Source organism: Phenylobacterium sp., assembly GCF_036821595.1.
In the GTDB taxonomy this organism is placed as follows: Bacteria; Pseudomonadota; Alphaproteobacteria; order Caulobacterales; family Caulobacteraceae; genus Phenylobacterium.
This window is the reverse complement of sequence record NZ_DAISJG010000003.1, coordinates 59,663-74,356: the sequence shown is the minus strand read 5'-3', so window position 1 is coordinate 74,356 and position 14,694 is coordinate 59,663. Positions and strand designations below refer to the sequence as shown.

Sequence of the window (14,694 nt, the reverse complement as noted above, 5' to 3'; positions counted from 1 at the left end):
GCGGCGGTCACGGAGAAGGGCGATGTCGGTCGAATCCTGGATGCTGTTCGGCGCCATGGTCCTGGGGTTGGTCCACCTGACCGCCGCCTCGTTCACCTTCAAGGCCCAGGTGGGCAACGCCTACGCGGTGGGCGCGCGCGATCAGGACCTGCGGCCGAGCGGGGTGGCCGGACGGCTCGACCGGGCCCAGCGCACCTTCCTGGAGACCTTCGCCATCTTCGCCGCGGCGGTGCTGCTGCTGGAGGCCCTGGGGCGGACCGGCGGGTGGCTGAGCCAGTCCGGCGCGATCCTCTATCTCGCGGGCCGCGTGCTGTTCCTGCCGCTCTACGCCCTCGGCGTCCCGTGGATCCGCAGCTTCAGCTGGAACGCCGCGACCCTCGGGCTGGTGATGGTCATGGCGGCCGTCGTCTGGCGGCCCTGACCGGGCTCAGCCGCCCAGCAGGAAGGCGGCCATGGCCGGCGTGGCCGTGCGGTCCTGGATCATGAACAGGTGGCCGCCCTCGAACACCTGCAGCCGCGCGCCGGGGATGCGCGCGGCGAGCCGTTCCTGGATCGCCAGCGGCGCGATGCCGTCATGGCGGCCGGCGGCGATCAGCACGGGACAGCCGATGTCCGGCAGCCGGTCCCAGGTGTCGTGGCCGGCGCGCGCCTCCAGCTGCCGGTGGGCGCCCGCCGCGTGGCCCGGCTCATCGGCGTAGGGATCGGCCGAGGCGAGCTCCACCAGCTTCTCGTACTGGTCGGGATGGGCCGCGGCCCAGGACTCGTCGCGGCGGGTGTCGGAGATCGGGATCATGTAGCGGGCCCGCGCCACGCCCTTCAGGTGCTCGATCTCGTGGAACGGGAAGGACGAGCCGCCCGCGCCGCCCGGCGAGGTGCAGGCCAGCACCAGCCGGCGCACCCGCCGCGGATGCCGCAGCACCAGCTCCTGGGCCACCATGCCGCCGAACGAGACGCCGATCACGTGCGCGTCCGCCCAGCCGAGGCGGTCCATCAGGGCGGCGGCGTCATCGGCGTAGTCCGCCATGGAATAGGCCACGTCGGGCTTGTCCGACCGGCCCAGCCCCCGCTGGTCGTAGGAGACCATGTCGAAGCTGCGGGGCAGGGACCCGTCGAACTGGTTGGGCTTGTTGCGCAGGTCACCCCCGGTCCCCGAGATGAACAGCAGCGGCGGCCCGGCGCCGGCTCGCTCGTAGTACAGGTTCAGGCCGTTGATCTGCGCCGTCGACATCCCACACTCCGCTCATCCCCGCGGAAGCGGGGACCCAGGCCTTTTGCTCGTCACAGCCTAGCGGGCCGGCGCAGCGGACCGGAAGGCTCGCGAACCAGAACACCTGGGTCCCCGCTTCCGCGGGGACGAGCGGTGGGTCAGGCGCTCGCCTTGGCCTTCTTGGCCGCGGGCTTCTTCGCCGGAGCCTTCTTCGCGGGCGCCTTCTTGGCGGCGGCCTTGGGCTCCGCCTTGGCCTTGGCGGCGCGGGCCGGCTTCTTCTTGCCCCCGCCCTTGGCCTCGCGCTCGGCGAGCAGGGCCACCGCCTCCTCCAGCGTCACCGCCGACGGCTCCTTGCCGCGCGGCACGTTGGCGTTGGTCGAGCCGTGCTTGATGTAGGGGCCGTAGCGGCCCGAGAGCACGCGCACCGGCTGGCCGTCGGCCGGGTGGGCGCCCAGCTCCTTCAGCGCCGCCGATTCGGTGCGGCCCGCGCGGCCCGCCCGCTTCTCGGCCAGCAGGGCCACGGCGCGGTTCAGGCCGACCTCGAACACCTCGTCGGCCCCCGACAGGTTGGCGTAGGTCCCGTTGTGCTGGACGAACGGCCCGTAGCGGCCGATGCCGGCCAGGATCGGCTGGCCGTCCTCGGGATGGACGCCGACCTCGCGCGGCAGCTTCAGCAGCCGGAGCGCCTTCTCAAGGTCCATGTCCGGCGCGCTCCAGCCCTTGGGCAGGCTGGCGCGCTTGGGCTTGTCACCTTCGCCCAGCTGCACATAGGGCCCGAACCGGCCGCTCTTCAGATAGACGACGAGCCCGGTCTCGGGATCGGTCCCCAGCTCCCGGTCGCCGTTCTCCGACTGGCCGTCGGCGTCCTCGCCCTGGGCGATCGGCCGGGTGTAGCGGCACTCCGGATAGTTGGAGCAGCCCACGAACGGCCCGTAGCGGCTGGTCTTCAGGCTCAGCCGCCCGGTGGCGCAGGTGGGGCAGACCCGCGGATCGGAGCCGTCGGCCTTCTGCGGATAGAGGAAGGGCGCCAGGGCCCCGTCCAGCGCGTCCAGCACCTCGCGGGTGCGCAGGCCGCCGATCTCCTCGGTCTTGGCGTGGAAGTCCTGCCAGAACTCGCGCAGCAGCACCTTCCAGTTCAGCTCGCCGGCCGAGACCAGGTCGAGCTTCTCCTCCAGGTCGGCGGTGAAGTCGTACTCGACGTACTTCTTGAAGAACTCCTCCAGGAAGACGGTGACCAGCCGGCCCTTGTCCTCGGGGATGAAGCGGTTCTTCTCCATCCGCACATAGGCCCGGTCGCGCAGGACGGTGAGGATCGAGGCGTAGGTGGAGGGCCGCCCGATGCCGAGCTCCTCCATCTTCTTCACCAGGCTGGCTTCCGAATAGCGCGGCGGCGGCTCGGTGAAGTGCTGGTCGGCCTTGGCGGAGACCACCTTGGCGGCGGCGCCCTCGCTCACCTGCGGCAGGCGGCCGCCTTCCTCGTCGTCCGGATCGTCGCGGCCTTCCTCGTAGACCGCCAGGTAGCCGTCGAAGAGCACCACCTGGCCGGTGGCGCGCAGGCCGGTCTTCCCGTCGGCGCTCTCCAGGTCGATGGTCGTGCGCTCGATGCGGGCGCTCTCCATCTGGGAGGCGATCATCCGCTTCCACACCAGCTCGTAGAGCCGGCCCAGGTCGCCCTCCAGGCGGAGCTTGCCGGGATTGCGCGCCAGGCTGGTCGGCCGGATCGCCTCGTGGGCCTCCTGGGCGTTCTTGGCCTTGGTCTTGTAGATCCGGGCGCTCTCCGGGACGTACTCGCGCCCGTAGAGCCCGCCGATCACCGACCGCGCCTCGTCCAGCGCCTCGGGCGCGGCCTGGACGCCGTCGGTCCGCATGTAGGTGATCAGGCCCACGGTCTCGCCGCCGATGTCCACGCCCTCGTAGAGCTTCTGGGCCGCCTGCATGGTCCGCTGGGCGGAGAAGCCGAGCTTTCGCGCCGCCTCCTGCTGCAGGGTGGAGGTGGTGAACGGTGGGGGCGGCGAGCGCCTCGCCGGCTTCTTCTCCACGGCGGCGATCTTGAAGGTCGCGGCCTTCACCGCCTCGCGGGCCGCGAACGCCGAGGTCTCGTCGCCCAGGTCGAACTTGGAGAGCCGCTTGCCGTCGTGCTTCACCAGCCGGGCGTTGAACGGGTCGCCGCCGGCCGAGACGTCGGCGTCGACGGTCCAGTACTCCTGGGTCCGGAAGCGCTCGATCTCCAGCTCGCGGTCGACGATCAGGCGCAGCGCCACCGACTGCACGCGGCCCGCCGAGCGCGAGCCCGGCAGCTTGCGCCACAGCACCGGCGAAAGCGTGAAGCCCACGAGGTAGTCCAGCGCCCGGCGCGCCAGGTAGGCGTCGACCAGCTCCATGTCGATGTCGCGCGGATGCTTCATCGCCTCGGTGACGGCCGACTTGGTGATGGCGTTGAACACCACCCGCTGGACCTTGGCGTCCTTCAGGGCGCGCTTCTTCTGCAGCACCTCCAGGACGTGCCAGGAGATCGCCTCGCCCTCGCGGTCCGGGTCGGTGGCCAGGATGATGGTGTCGGCGCCCTTGGCGGCGTCGGCGATGTCGTTGAGGCGCTTGGCCGACTTGGCGTCCACGTCCCAGGACATGGCGAAGTCCTCGTCCGGCCGCACGGAGCCGTCCTTGGCCGGCAGGTCGCGGACGTGGCCATAGGAGGCCAGCACCGTGTAGCCGGAGCCCAGGTACTTGTTGATGGTCTTGGCCTTGGCCGGGCTCTCGACGACGACGACGTTCATATCTTTAGGGAATCTGACTTTCCGCGGGCGAAGACGCCCGGCTCGGGGAGGGCGGAAGGTGGGGGCGGCGCCATCGGCCTGTCAACGGTCCTTGGACGCACAGTCGCCGGAGCCCCTTTAGGGGCTCATCCGGTGACGACCATGCCGCCGGGCTGGAGCTCGGCCCGGCCGGCGAGCGACAGCTCCACCAGCGCGGCGAACACCGCCGGGGCCGGCGCGCCCACGGCGCGGACGATCTCGTCGCGGCTGACGGGCGTGGGGGAGAGCAGGGCGGCCACCCGGTCGCGCAGGCCGTCGTCCGGCGGCGGGCCGGGGTCGGCGAGGTAGCGGCGGTCCGGCTCGCGGAATCCGCGCAGGCCCTCCAGCGCCCGCAGCACGTCCTCGGCGCCCTCGCAGAGCGCCGCGCCCTGGCGGATCAGGTCGTTGCAGCCCTTCGCCCGGGGATCGAGCGGGGAGCCGGGCACGGCCAGAACCTCGCGGCCCTGCTCGGCGGCGAGCCTGGCGGTGATCAGCGAGCCGGAGCGCAGCTCGGCCTCCACCACCACCACGGCCTGGGAGAGGCCGGAGATGATCCGGTTGCGGCGCGGGAAGTCGCGGGCCACCGCGGTGCGGCCGGGCTCGCTCTCCGAGACCACGCAGCCCTCGCGGATGAGGCGGGCGTAGAGCTCGCCGTGGTCGGCGGGATAGACGTCGTCCACCCCGCCGCCCAGCACCGCCACCGTGCCCGTCGCCAGCGCCGCCTCGTGCGCCGCCCCGTCGATCCCCCGCGCCATGCCGGAGACCACGACCAGCCCCGCCTGGCCGAGTTCGGCGGCCAGCCCGCGGGCGAACCGCTGCCCGGCGGCCGAGGCCACCCGGGCGCCGACGATGGCGACGCTCGGCCGGTGCAGCAGCTCGACGCGGCCGCGCGTCCAGATCAGTGGCGGGGGCGGGTCGAGCGCCGCCAGCGCCTGCGGGAAGTCCGGCTCGCAGGAGGCGATCAGCCGCGCGCCCAGCCGCTCGCCGTCGGCCAGCTCCTTCTCGGCGTCCGCGACGGAGGCGATCTTCAGCCCGCCCGTGCGCCCGCCGCGCCGGGCGAGCTCGGGCAGGGCGGCCAGCGCCGCGTCGGCCTCGCCGTAGCGCTGGATCAGCTGGTCGAAGGTGACCGGCCCGACGTTCTCGGTTCGCGCGAGCCGCAGCCAGTCGCGGCGCTCGGCGTCCGAGAGCTCCCGGATCACGCCTTGGGCTCGGCCGCCGCCTTGGATCCGCCGATCCGCGGCTCCTGGCCCTTCAGCAGACGGCGGATGTTCTCGGCGTGGCGGATGTAGCTCAGGACGCCCATGAACAGGGCCATCACCGCGATGGGCGTCGGCCGGCCGAAGGCGAAGACGTAGAGCGGCGCCACCGCAAGCGCCACGAGCGCCGCCAGCGACGAGATCCGGAACAGGAAGGCCATGACGATCCAGGTCGCACCCGCCGCCAGCCCCACGGGCCAGGCCGCCGCGATCAGGGTGCCGAAGAAGGTCGCCACCCCCTTGCCGCCCTTGAAGCCGAGCCAGACCGGGAACAGGTGGCCCAGGAAGGCCGCCGAGCCGGCCAGCGAGGTCAGCACCGCCTGAGCGGGCAGGGTATGGTCGCGGGTCGCCAGCCAGGCCACGAAGACGGCCATCGCGCCCTTGCCGCCGTCGCCCAGCAGGGTGATGGCCGCCAGGTCCTTGCGTCCCGTCCGCAGGACATTGGTCGCCCCGATGTTGCCCGAGCCGATCGAGCGCACGTCGCCCGCGCCGCCCAGCTTCGTCGCGATCACCCCGAACGGGATGGAGCCCAGCAGGTAGCCCCCGACCACGGCGAACGCGACCAGCGTCGGGCTGAGACCTTGGAACATGGACGGATCCCCCAGAAGACGTCGCGCCTAGTTACCGCCGGTTGCAGGCGGCGTCACCGGCTACGCTCGGGGGAAGCCTAGCCGTGGCGTCCGCCGCGGGCAAGAACGAAGGCGGAACGTCAGTCGCCGAATACCGTCCGCCCGTCGACCAGGGTCCTGAGCACCTTGCCCTGCAGGCGGCGGCCGTCGAAGGGCGAGTTCTTCGACTTGGAGATCAGCTTGTCGGCGTCGATCAGCACCGGGGCGTTGAGGTCGAACAGCACCAGGTCGGCCGGCGCGCCCTTGGCCAGGCGGCCCGCCGGCAGTCCAAGCAGGTCGGCGGGCGCGCTGGTCACCGTTCGGATCAGGTCGATCAGCGGCACGCGGCCCTCGTGGAACAGGGTCATCAGCGCCGGCAGCAGGGTCTGCAGGCCCACGGCCCCGGGCGCCGCCTCGTCGTAGGGCAGGCGCTTGTCCTCGGCCGGCGCGGGCGCGTGGGCGGAGACCACCACCTGGATGAGGCCGGAGGCGATGGCCTCGATCAGGGCGTTGCGGTCGTCCTCGCCCCTGAGCGGCGGGTCCACCTTGCAGAAGGTGCGGTAGTCGCCGATGTCGATCTCGTTGAACGAGAGGTGGTTGATCGAGGTGGTGGCGGTCACCGGCAGGCCGCGGTCGCGGCCCCGCTGCAGGGCCTCGAGCGCCGCGCCCGTCGTCACCTGGTCCACCAGCAGGCGCGCGCCGGTCAGCTCCACCAGCGCCAGGTCGCGCTCCAGACCGATCCGCTCGGCGATGGCCGGGACGCTGGGCAGGCCCATCCGCGAGGCGAACTCGCCGGCCGTCGCCGCCGCGCCGGCCGACAGCCATGGGTCCACCGGCCGGTGGGCGACCAGGACGCCGAACGACTTCGCGTAGGCCAGCACCCGCTGGAACACCTTGGAATCCACGATCGGCCGGTCGGCGTCGGTGACATAGAGGCAGCCCGCCTCGCGCATCAGGCCGATCTCGGCCATCCGCTTGCCCTCGCAGCCCTTGGTGGCCGCACCGGCCGGATAGACGTTGACCAGCTCGATGTCGCGGGCGCGCCTCAGGATGAAGTCCACCACCGAGGGGTCGTCCACCACCGGATGGGTGTCCGGCTGCACGACCATGGAGGTCACTCCGCCCGCCGCCGCGGCGCGCGCCGCCGACTTCAGCGTCTCCTTGGGCTCGGATCCCGGCTCGCCGGTCTTCACCCGGATGTCCACGAGCCCCGGGATCAGCAGCTTGCCGTTCCCGTCGATCACCTCGACGTCGGCCGACAGCGGGCCCGGCCCGCCGCCCTGGACCACGTCGGCGATCACGCCCTCGGTGACGATCACCGCGCCGGGGCCGTCGTAGCCCGAGGCCGGGTCGATCAGCCGGACATTGGTGAAGGCGAGGGGGCGGGCGGCGGTCATTGGTTGTCCAGCCGGGCGGCCAGCGCGGTGAGCACGGCCATGCGGGCGGCGACGCCCATCTCCACCTGGTCCTGGATCAGGCTGACCGACAGGTCGTCGGCCACCTCGGAATCGATCTCGACCCCGCGGTTCATCGGCCCCGGGTGCATCACCTTCACCTGGAGCGAGGCGTGCGCCAGCTTCTCCCGGTCGAGGCCCCAGAAGCGGAAGTACTCTCGCTGCGAAGGGGCCATCACCCCGTCCATACGCTCCAGCTGCAGGCGCAGCATCATCACCACGTCGCAGCCGGCGATGCCCTTGCGCATGTCGTGGAAGATCTCGACGTTCCAGCGGTCCGCCTGGGTCGGGATGAGCGTCGGCGGACCGACCAGCCGCACGTGCGCCCCCAGCATCTGCAGGAGCGCGATGTTCGAGCGCGCGACCCGGCTGTGCAGGATGTCGCCGCAGATGGCGACCTTCAGCCCGGCGATCCGCCCGAAGGCCCGGCGCATGGACAGCGCGTCGAGCAGCGCCTGGGTCGGGTGCTCGTGCTGGCCGTCGCCGGCGTTGACCACCGAGCAGCCGACCTTCTGCGACAGCAGCGACGCCGCCCCGGACGACGAATGCCGCACCACCAGCAGGTCCGGCTGCATGGCGTTCAGCGTCACCGCCGTGTCGATCAGGGTCTCGCCCTTGGAGATCGAGGAGGAGCGGGGGCTCATGTTGACCACGTCCGCTCCCAGCCGCTTGCCGGCCAGCTCGAAGGAGCTCTGCGTCCGCGTGGAGTTCTCGAAGAACAGGTTCATCAGCGTCCTGCCCTTGAGCAGGTCCAGCTTCTTCGAGGTCTGGCGGTTCAGCGCGACGAATCCGTCGGCGAGGTCGAGGAGGTCGGCCACCTCCACCTCGTTCAGGTCCATCACGGAAAGGAAATGCCGCTTCGGGAACGGGAAGGTCCGGCCGAGGACCTCGTTCAGACCGGGTGGGGCGCCGCTCATTAAAGCGCCCTCTTAAGTGGCTTTCCGCGGGGAGGGAAGCGCCCCCTTTCTCGGGCGCCGCGCCCGTCCCATATGGAAAGCTGCGCCTTGAGGGGGAAACCGATGACGACCGATCTCTACAGCTATGTGCGCGGCTATTCGCGCGCCATGACCACTCTGCAGCACATCCTGCGGAAGGGCGCCGAGCACGCGGCGGCGAGCGGCGTGCCCGAGAGCGAGATGCTGCGCTGGCGCCTGGCGCCCGACATGTTCGACCTGCGCCAGCAGGCGATCACCGTCGTCCAGTTCACCCAGCAGTGGCTGGCCCGCGCCGCCGACCTGCCGCAGCCGGCGCCCATCGAAGGCGAGCCGGACCTGGCCGAGATCCTCGCCCGCGCCGCCGAGGCCCAGGCCTTCATCGACGGGCTCACCCCCGCCCAGTTCGAAGGCCGCGACGACGTTCCGCTGACCTTCAACCTCGGCCAGGTCGAGCCCACCCTGCCGGTCGGCCAGTGGATCGCGGGCTTCGCCACGACCAACGTCTGGTTCCACCTGTCGATGGCCTACGCGATCCTGCGCAACCGCGGCGTCCCGCTCGGCAAGCGGGACCTGTTCGCCGGCGGGCTCTGACGGTGGGCGCGTCTCGGGCGGCGAAACCGCCCACGCCTTCGCCCGACGCGCGCTAGGCGTTCCGCAGGCGCTCCAGCGCGCCCTGCAGGATCCAGGCGGCGGCGGCGCGGTCGACCACCTCGGCCCGCTTGGCCCGCGTCAGGTCGGCCTCGCCGATCAGCATGCGGTTGACCGCCATGGTCGACATCCGCTCGTCCCAGAAGGCGATCGGCACATCCTTCAGCCTGAGCAGGTTGCGGGCGAAGGCGCGGTTCGACTGGCAGCGGGCGCCCTCGGTGCCGTCCATGTTCACCGGCAGGCCGATGACGATGCCCGTGGCCTCGCGGCTCTCCATGGCCCTGAACAGGGCCGCGGCGTCGTCGCCGAACTTGGTCTTGCGGATCAGCTCCAGCGGGCTCGCCACCGTGCGCGTGGCGTCGGAGACGGCCACTCCGATGGTCTTCTCGCCCAGGTCCAGCCCCACCAGCGGCGTGTAGGGCGCCGTTGCGGCGGGCAGCTCCAGGAGGTCGACGACGGCCATGGCGTCCCTTTAGGAGGGATCGCTTGCAAAAGCACGCCCGCCACGGCTAACCCACGCGCCTGAGATTTAGGAGGGATGGTCATGGCCATCGACGCGGCGACCGTGCGCAAGGTCGCCAGGCTGGCGAGGATCGCCGAGCCCGAGGAGAAGCTGGAGCCGCTGGCCCGCGAGCTGTCGGGCATCCTCGACTGGATCGAGCAGCTCAACGAGGTCGACACGAACGGTGTCGAGCCGATGACCACGGCTGTCCACGCGACCCTGCCGATGCGCGACGACGTGGTCACCGACGGCGGCGATCCCGAGCGCGTGCTCTCGAATGCGCCGAAGCGGGCGGGCAACTTCTTCGTCGTGCCGAAGGTGGTCGAATAGCCATGGCCGACCTCACCTCCCTGACCCTCAGGGCCGCCCTCGACGGCCTGGCCGACAAGTCCTTCTCCTCGGTGGAGCTCACGACCGCGCACGCCGAGGCCGTCGAAGCCGCCCGGTCGCTGAACGCCTATGTCCTGGAGACCCCGGACAAGGCGCTGGAGATGGCCAGGGCCTCGGACGAGCGCCGCGCGCGCGGCGAGGCGGGCCGCCTGGACGGCGCGCCGCTCGGCATCAAGGACCTGTTCTGCACCGAGGGCGTCCGCTCCACCGCCGGCTCCAACATCATCGGCGGCTTCATCCCGCAGTACGAGAGCACCGTCACCGCCAACCTCTGGCGCGACGGGGCGGTGATGCTGGGCAAGCTCAACATGGACGAGTTCGCCATGGGCTCGTCCAACGAGACCTCGGCCTTCGGGCCGGTGGTGAACCCCTGGCGAGCCGAGGGCGGCAACGCCCAGCTCACGCCCGGCGGCTCCTCCGGCGGCTCGGCCGCGGCGGTCGCCGCGGGGCTCTGCCTCGGCGCCACGGCCACCGACACCGGCGGCTCGATCCGCCAGCCCGCGGCCTTCACCGGCACGGTCGGCATCAAGCCGACCTACGGCCGCTGCTCGCGCTGGGGCGTCGTCGCCTTCGCCTCCTCGCTCGACCAGGCCGGCCCCATGGCCCGCACCGTCGAGGACACCGCGCTGCTGCTCACCTCCATGTGCGGCCACGACCCGAAGGACTCCACGAGCCTGCCGGTGGAGACGCCGGACTTCGCGTCCTTCGTCGGCAAGTCGGTGAAGGGCCTGCGCGTCGGCGTGCCGAAGGAGTACCGCGTCGACAACATGCCCCCCGAGATCGAGAAGCTCTGGGAGCAGGGGATCGCCTGGCTGAAGGAGGCCGGCTGCGAGATCGTCGAGGTCAGCCTGCCGCACACCAAATATGCGCTGCCGGCCTACTACATCATCGCCCCGGCCGAGGCCTCGTCGAACCTCGCCCGCTACGACGGCATGCGCTACGGCCTGCGGGTGGAGGGCGGCAACCTCACCGACACCTACGAGAAGACCCGCGCCGAGGGCTTCGGCGCCGAGGTCAAGCGCCGCATCCTGATCGGCACCTACGTTCTCTCGGCCGGCTATTACGACGCCTACTACCTCAAGGCGCTGAAGGTCCGCCGCCGCATCGCCGACGACTTCGACCAGGCCTTCGAGAAGGTGGACGCCCTGCTCACGCCCACCGCGCCCTCGGCGGCGTTCCAGCTCGGCGACAAGTCGGACGATCCGGTCGCCATGTACCTGAACGACATCTTCACGGTGACGGTGAACCTCGCGGGCCTGCCGGGCATGAGCGTTCCGGCCGGCCTCGACGCCAACGGCCTGCCGCTCGGCCTGCAGCTCATCGGCCGCGCCCTGGACGAGGGCACGCTGTTCTCGCTCGGCGGGGCGCTGGAGAAGGCCGCCGACTTCAGGGCGAAGCCCCAGAAGTGGTGGTGAGCCGCTAGGGCTTCGGGGGGGCGTCCGGCTTCCCGGGCGTCTCGTCGTTCGCCGGCGCGCCGCGGCCGGGCGGCGCGAACGGCAGCTTCGGACATTCGGCCGCCTCGCAGGCCGGGGCCTGCGCGGGCCCCTCCGGCTCGGGAGTCAGGAGCGTCGCCACGCCCTGGGTCGTCGACGCCTGCATGGTGACGTAGGACTGTTGCTGGTTGTTCGTCGCGTTGTGCGCGGCGTTCGACAGCGCCTGGCCCGTGGCCACCGGTTCGTCCGGAGGCGCCTGCGCAACCGCGGAACCGGCCGCGAGCAGCATGGCGAGACATGCGAGCGGCAGCTTCATGGCGCCCCCTTTCAGGGTGAGGACCGCCCTCTCCGGAGGGAGGGGGCGGTCCCTAAGGGCCTTACTTGATCTTGTCGAACTCGGCCTGCAGGGCCTTCAGCTTGGCGTCGTCCAGCGCGCCCTGGCTCATCGGCGCCACCTGGGCCAGCGTCATGCCGCCGATCTGGTCGTAGTACTGGGTGATCTCCGGCAGCGCCGCCTCGAGCGCGGCCTTGGCCTTCTCGTTCTTGATCAGCTCGCCGATCGGGGTGGTCTCGACCGACAGCGCGCCGGATGGCTGGGCGTTGGCCGAGGCCTGGGCGGCGGCGGGGGCCTGGCCCTGGGCGAGGGCGGGCGCCGCGGCCAGGGCGGCGAGGGCCGCGAGGCCGGCGATGGTCATGCGGTTCATCTGGGTGTCCTCTCCGCTTACGGGATCTTGTCGAGTTCGGCCTGGACGGCCTTCAGCTGGTCGTCGCCGATCGCGCCTTCGCTCATCGGGGCGACCTGGGCCAGGGTGAAGCTCTTGAACTGGTCGTAGGCGGGGTGGCTGGTGATGCCGGGCAGCACCTTCTCCAGCGCGGCCTTGCCCGGTTCGCTGGCGGCGATCGTCTCGATCGGCGTGGTCTCCACCGACAGCTTGCCGGCCGCGGCCGTCTGGGCGGCGGCCGAGGCCTGGGCCGCGGCGGCGGGCGCCTCGCCCTGGGCCAGCGCGGGCGCGGCGGCCAGGGCCGCCAGGGCTGCGAGCCCCGCGAGCATATTGCGGTTCATGACGTCGGTTCCTTCCCCCATGGGTGTGTTCTTGTCCCTAAAGCTTGAGCCGAATTTACGGCGTTTGCGCAAGCGCGATCTCGCCACGCCTTCCGCATCGCCCCGCGTCGCACTAGAACGCGGCGCATGAGCGAGAACACCAAGGTGATCGAGGGCCGCACCGGTCCGTGGGAAATGGTCCTGGGCCTGGAAGTGCACGCCCAGGTGGCCTCCAACGCCAAGCTCTTCTCGGGCGCGGCGGTGGGCTTCGGCGCGGGCCCGAACGAACAGGTCAGCCTGGTGGACGCGGCCATGCCGGGCATGCTGCCGGTGATCAACCGCCACTGCGTCGAGCAGGCGGTGAAGACCGGCCTCGGCCTGAAGGCCAAGATCAACACCTGGAGCCGCTTCGACCGGAAGAACTACTTCTATCCGGACCTGCCGCAGGGCTACCAGATCAGCCAGTTCAAGGACCCGATCGTCGGCGAGGGCGAGGTCATCGTCGAGCGCGACGACGGCTCCACCTTCACCGTGCGCATCGAGCGCCTACACCTCGAGCAGGACGCCGGCAAGAGCCTGCACGACCAGGACCCGAACTTCACCTACGTCGACCTGAACCGCGCCGGCACCGCCCTGATGGAGATCGTCTCGCGGCCCGACATGCGCTCGGCGGAAGAGGCGGCGGCCTATGTGAAGAAGCTCCGCACCATCCTCGTCTACCTGGGCGCCTGCGACGGCGACATGGAGAAGGGCAACCTGCGCGCCGACGTGAACGTGTCGGTCTGCCGCCCGGGGGCCTACGAGAAGTATCGCGAGACCGGCGACTTCAGCCACCTGGGCACGCGCTGCGAGATCAAGAACGTCAACTCGTTCCGCTTCATCCAGCAGGCCATCGAGTACGAGGCGCGCCGCCAGATCGAGATCCTCGAGGACGGCGGCAGGATCGACCAGGAGACCCGCCTGTTCGACACGGTGAAGGGCGAGACGCGGTCCATGCGCTCCAAGGAGGAGGCGCACGACTACCGCTACTTCCCCGATCCCGACCTGCTGCCGCTGGAGCTCGACCCGGCCTGGATCAAGGAAATCGAGGCCACGCTCCCCGAGCTGCCCGACGCCAAGAAGGCCCGCCTGCAGTCGCAGTACGGCCTCACCGCCTACGACGCCGGCGTGCTGATCACCGAACAGGCCCGCGCCGAGTTCTACGAGGCCGCCGCCAAGGGCCGCGACGCCAAGCTGGTGGCCAACTGGGTGACCAACGACCTCGCCGCGCGGCTGACCGCCGGCGGGATCGACATCGCCGACTCGCCGATCCGTCCCGACGAGATCGCCGAGCTGGTCCAGCTGATCGAGGAGGGGGTGATCTCCTCCAAGATCGCCAAGGACGTCTTCGAGCGGATGTGGGCCGGCGAGGGCCGGGCCTCCCATATCGTCGAGACGCAGGGCCTCAAGCAGGTCAGCGACACCGGCGCGCTGGAGAAGATCATCGACGAGCTGATCGCCGCCAACCCCGGCCAGGCGGCCGCCGTGAAGGACAAGCCCCAGGCCATCGGCTGGTTCGTCGGCCAGGTGATGAAGGCCACCCAGGGCAAGGCCAATCCGGGGACGGTCAACCAGCTCCTGAAGGCGAAGCTGGGGATCTAGGTCCCTACCGGATCATGTCGAAGATCTGCCCGTCGGGCCCGACCAGGGCGTAGGCGCCGTCGACCCGCATCCAGCGGAAGCCGCGCGGCGGCGGGCGCAGGCGGTAGCGACCGTAGTCCTCCACCTCCGAGCCCTGGGCTTCGGGCGGCAGGTAGCCGCCGCGGCGGAGGCCATAGGCGCGCGGCGGGGCGTAGGCGCCGGGCGGCGGGCCGTAGTAGTTCCGCCCGCCCTCTTCGCGGTCCTCGAAGCGCCGGTCGCCGCGCCGGTCATCGCGCCGGTCGTCGCCCCTCGCGCCGCGCCGCTCCTGGCCGCGCCCGCGGCCCGGGCCGTCGGCCGCGCGCCACTGCCGGGTCTCCCAGCCGCGGCCGCGCTCGCCCCCGCGCTGTTCCCAGCGGCCGCCGCGGTCGCCGTCCTTGGCGAACGCCGCCGAGCCCGGCAGCGGGCCCGCCACGGTCGCGGCGGCGATGAGCGTGAGGAGCAGGCGTTTCATGCGGGCGGGTCGCAGGGTCCTTGAGCTTGTCGCCGACTGTGCCCCGCGACGTCTGAACTGGGGCTGAACGCGGCCGCAAGCGATTGAAAAGCGCCGGAAACGCCGCGTCGCGGGAGAAGGTCCTCCCGTGGCGCGGCGAGGTCAACAACGCAGCCGGAGGGCGGAGGCTCCGCCTCGTCCCGGACGGGTGAGGCCATCGGTCGCGGCGCCCGTCCGATGTTCCGAGACTTGTCGCCAGTCGAACGGCCGAATTCTTGGCGGCTCTTCTGAATCTGAAAATCGCACAACAGGCGGCT

At 71.4% G+C, this 14,694-nt stretch carries 16 protein-coding genes; 5 read left to right on the top strand and 11 right to left on the bottom strand.

What is annotated here, in order from left to right:
• Positions 1-22 precede the first annotated feature (22 nt).
• Complete coding sequence (locus V7Z97_RS02900; RefSeq protein WP_334161313.1) at positions 23-421, top strand: MAPEG family protein; 399 nt, start codon at positions 23-25, stop codon at positions 419-421.
• A 6-nt stretch (positions 422-427) separates the two neighbouring features.
• Here V7Z97_RS02900 and V7Z97_RS02895 read toward each other — a convergent pair whose 3' ends face one another.
• The 6 genes from V7Z97_RS02895 to V7Z97_RS02870 form a co-directional block, all read right to left on the bottom strand.
• Positions 428-1,228: an alpha/beta fold hydrolase gene (locus tag V7Z97_RS02895; protein ID WP_334161312.1), complete on the bottom strand. Its 801-nt coding sequence runs from the start codon at positions 1,226-1,228 to the stop codon at positions 428-430.
• A gap of 137 nt (positions 1,229-1,365) precedes the next feature.
• Positions 1,366-3,981 carry a type I DNA topoisomerase gene (gene topA / locus V7Z97_RS02890; RefSeq protein WP_334161311.1) on the bottom strand — a complete coding sequence of 872 codons (2,616 nt, stop codon included), beginning with the start codon at positions 3,979-3,981 and terminating at the stop codon, positions 1,366-1,368.
• Between the two features lie 125 nt (positions 3,982-4,106).
• Positions 4,107-5,198, bottom strand: coding sequence for a DNA-processing protein DprA (gene dprA, locus V7Z97_RS02885; RefSeq protein ID WP_334161310.1), 1,092 nt, complete (start codon positions 5,196-5,198; stop codon positions 4,107-4,109).
• Positions 5,195-5,845, bottom strand: coding sequence for a glycerol-3-phosphate 1-O-acyltransferase PlsY (gene plsY / locus V7Z97_RS02880; RefSeq protein ID WP_334161308.1), 651 nt, complete (start codon positions 5,843-5,845; stop codon positions 5,195-5,197). The genes dprA and plsY overlap by 4 nt, the downstream gene beginning before the upstream one ends.
• A gap of 119 nt (positions 5,846-5,964) precedes the next feature.
• On the bottom strand, positions 5,965-7,260 hold the full coding sequence (gene pyrC / locus V7Z97_RS02875) for a dihydroorotase (RefSeq protein ID WP_334161307.1): 1,296 nt from the start codon (positions 7,258-7,260) through the stop codon (positions 5,965-5,967).
• Positions 7,257-8,234, bottom strand: coding sequence for an aspartate carbamoyltransferase catalytic subunit (locus tag V7Z97_RS02870; RefSeq protein ID WP_334161305.1), 978 nt, complete (start codon positions 8,232-8,234; stop codon positions 7,257-7,259). Before V7Z97_RS02870 ends, pyrC begins: the two co-directional genes overlap by 4 nt.
• A 102-nt stretch (positions 8,235-8,336) precedes the next feature.
• Here V7Z97_RS02870 and V7Z97_RS02865 point away from each other — a divergent pair, with 102 nt between their 5' ends.
• Positions 8,337-8,843 (top strand): DUF1993 domain-containing protein, encoded by a 507-nt coding sequence (locus tag V7Z97_RS02865; RefSeq protein ID WP_334161304.1) that lies wholly within the window; start codon positions 8,337-8,339, stop codon positions 8,841-8,843.
• Between the two features lie 52 nt (positions 8,844-8,895).
• Here the strand turns inward: V7Z97_RS02865 and ruvX are convergent, their stop codons facing one another.
• Positions 8,896-9,363, bottom strand: coding sequence for a Holliday junction resolvase RuvX (ruvX, locus tag V7Z97_RS02860; protein WP_334161302.1), 468 nt, complete (start codon positions 9,361-9,363; stop codon positions 8,896-8,898).
• A gap of 81 nt (positions 9,364-9,444) precedes the next feature.
• On the opposite strand from ruvX, the gene gatC reads away from it, so the two are divergent.
• Together gatC and gatA are read left to right on the top strand one after the other, a co-directional pair.
• Entirely contained in the window at positions 9,445-9,732 is a 288-nt protein-coding gene (gene gatC / locus V7Z97_RS02855; protein WP_334161301.1) for an Asp-tRNA(Asn)/Glu-tRNA(Gln) amidotransferase subunit GatC, read from the top strand.
• Between the two features lie 2 nt (positions 9,733-9,734).
• Positions 9,735-11,207: an Asp-tRNA(Asn)/Glu-tRNA(Gln) amidotransferase subunit GatA gene (gene gatA / locus V7Z97_RS02850; RefSeq protein ID WP_334161300.1), complete on the top strand. Its 1,473-nt coding sequence runs from the start codon at positions 9,735-9,737 to the stop codon at positions 11,205-11,207.
• A gap of 4 nt (positions 11,208-11,211) precedes the next feature.
• Here gatA and V7Z97_RS02845 read toward each other — a convergent pair whose 3' ends face one another.
• From V7Z97_RS02845 to V7Z97_RS02835, 3 genes are all read right to left on the bottom strand, one after another.
• The gene (locus tag V7Z97_RS02845) at positions 11,212-11,541 is read right to left on the bottom strand and encodes a RebB family R body protein (protein ID WP_334161299.1); all 330 of its coding nucleotides are present in this window, start codon (positions 11,539-11,541) and stop codon (positions 11,212-11,214) included.
• Positions 11,542-11,602: 61 nt separating this feature from the next.
• Complete coding sequence (locus V7Z97_RS02840) at positions 11,603-11,929, bottom strand: hypothetical protein (RefSeq protein ID WP_334161298.1); 327 nt, start codon at positions 11,927-11,929, stop codon at positions 11,603-11,605.
• Positions 11,930-11,946: 17 nt separating this feature from the next.
• Positions 11,947-12,288 carry a hypothetical protein gene (locus V7Z97_RS02835; protein WP_334161297.1) on the bottom strand — a complete coding sequence of 114 codons (342 nt, stop codon included), beginning with the start codon at positions 12,286-12,288 and terminating at the stop codon, positions 11,947-11,949.
• A gap of 126 nt (positions 12,289-12,414) precedes the next feature.
• On the opposite strand from V7Z97_RS02835, the gene gatB reads away from it, so the two are divergent.
• Positions 12,415-13,908, top strand: a complete 1,494-nt coding sequence (gatB, locus tag V7Z97_RS02830; protein WP_334161296.1) for an Asp-tRNA(Asn)/Glu-tRNA(Gln) amidotransferase subunit GatB — start codon at positions 12,415-12,417, stop codon at positions 13,906-13,908.
• Between the two features lie 4 nt (positions 13,909-13,912).
• Here the strand turns inward: gatB and V7Z97_RS02825 are convergent, their stop codons facing one another.
• A complete protein-coding gene (locus V7Z97_RS02825) occupies positions 13,913-14,398 on the bottom strand; it encodes an RcnB family protein (protein ID WP_334161294.1) in 486 nt (161 codons plus the stop codon).
• Between the last annotated feature and the right edge of the window lie 296 nt (positions 14,399-14,694).

Coding starts and splice junctions, on each gene's coding strand:
- V7Z97_RS02900 (WP_334161313.1), top strand. CDS start 23: ATGTCGGTCGAATCCTGGATGCTGTTCGGCGCCATGGTCCTGGGGTTG.
- V7Z97_RS02895 (WP_334161312.1), bottom strand. CDS start 1,228: ATGTCGACGGCGCAGATCAACGGCCTGAACCTGTACTACGAGCGAGCC.
- topA (WP_334161311.1), bottom strand. CDS start 3,981: ATGAACGTCGTCGTCGTCGAGAGCCCGGCCAAGGCCAAGACCATCAAC.
- plsY (WP_334161308.1), bottom strand. CDS start 5,845: ATGTTCCAAGGTCTCAGCCCGACGCTGGTCGCGTTCGCCGTGGTCGGG.
- pyrC (WP_334161307.1), bottom strand. CDS start 7,260: ATGACCGCCGCCCGCCCCCTCGCCTTCACCAATGTCCGGCTGATCGAC.
- V7Z97_RS02870 (WP_334161305.1), bottom strand. CDS start 8,234: ATGAGCGGCGCCCCACCCGGTCTGAACGAGGTCCTCGGCCGGACCTTC.
- V7Z97_RS02865 (WP_334161304.1), top strand. CDS start 8,337: ATGACGACCGATCTCTACAGCTATGTGCGCGGCTATTCGCGCGCCATG.
- ruvX (WP_334161302.1), bottom strand. CDS start 9,363: ATGGCCGTCGTCGACCTCCTGGAGCTGCCCGCCGCAACGGCGCCCTAC.
- gatC (WP_334161301.1), top strand. CDS start 9,445: ATGGCCATCGACGCGGCGACCGTGCGCAAGGTCGCCAGGCTGGCGAGG.
- gatA (WP_334161300.1), top strand. CDS start 9,735: ATGGCCGACCTCACCTCCCTGACCCTCAGGGCCGCCCTCGACGGCCTG.
- V7Z97_RS02845 (WP_334161299.1), bottom strand. CDS start 11,541: ATGAAGCTGCCGCTCGCATGTCTCGCCATGCTGCTCGCGGCCGGTTCC.
- V7Z97_RS02840 (WP_334161298.1), bottom strand. CDS start 11,929: ATGAACCGCATGACCATCGCCGGCCTCGCGGCCCTCGCCGCCCTGGCC.
- V7Z97_RS02835 (WP_334161297.1), bottom strand. CDS start 12,288: ATGAACCGCAATATGCTCGCGGGGCTCGCAGCCCTGGCGGCCCTGGCC.
- gatB (WP_334161296.1), top strand. CDS start 12,415: ATGAGCGAGAACACCAAGGTGATCGAGGGCCGCACCGGTCCGTGGGAA.
- V7Z97_RS02825 (WP_334161294.1), bottom strand. CDS start 14,398: ATGAAACGCCTGCTCCTCACGCTCATCGCCGCCGCGACCGTGGCGGGC.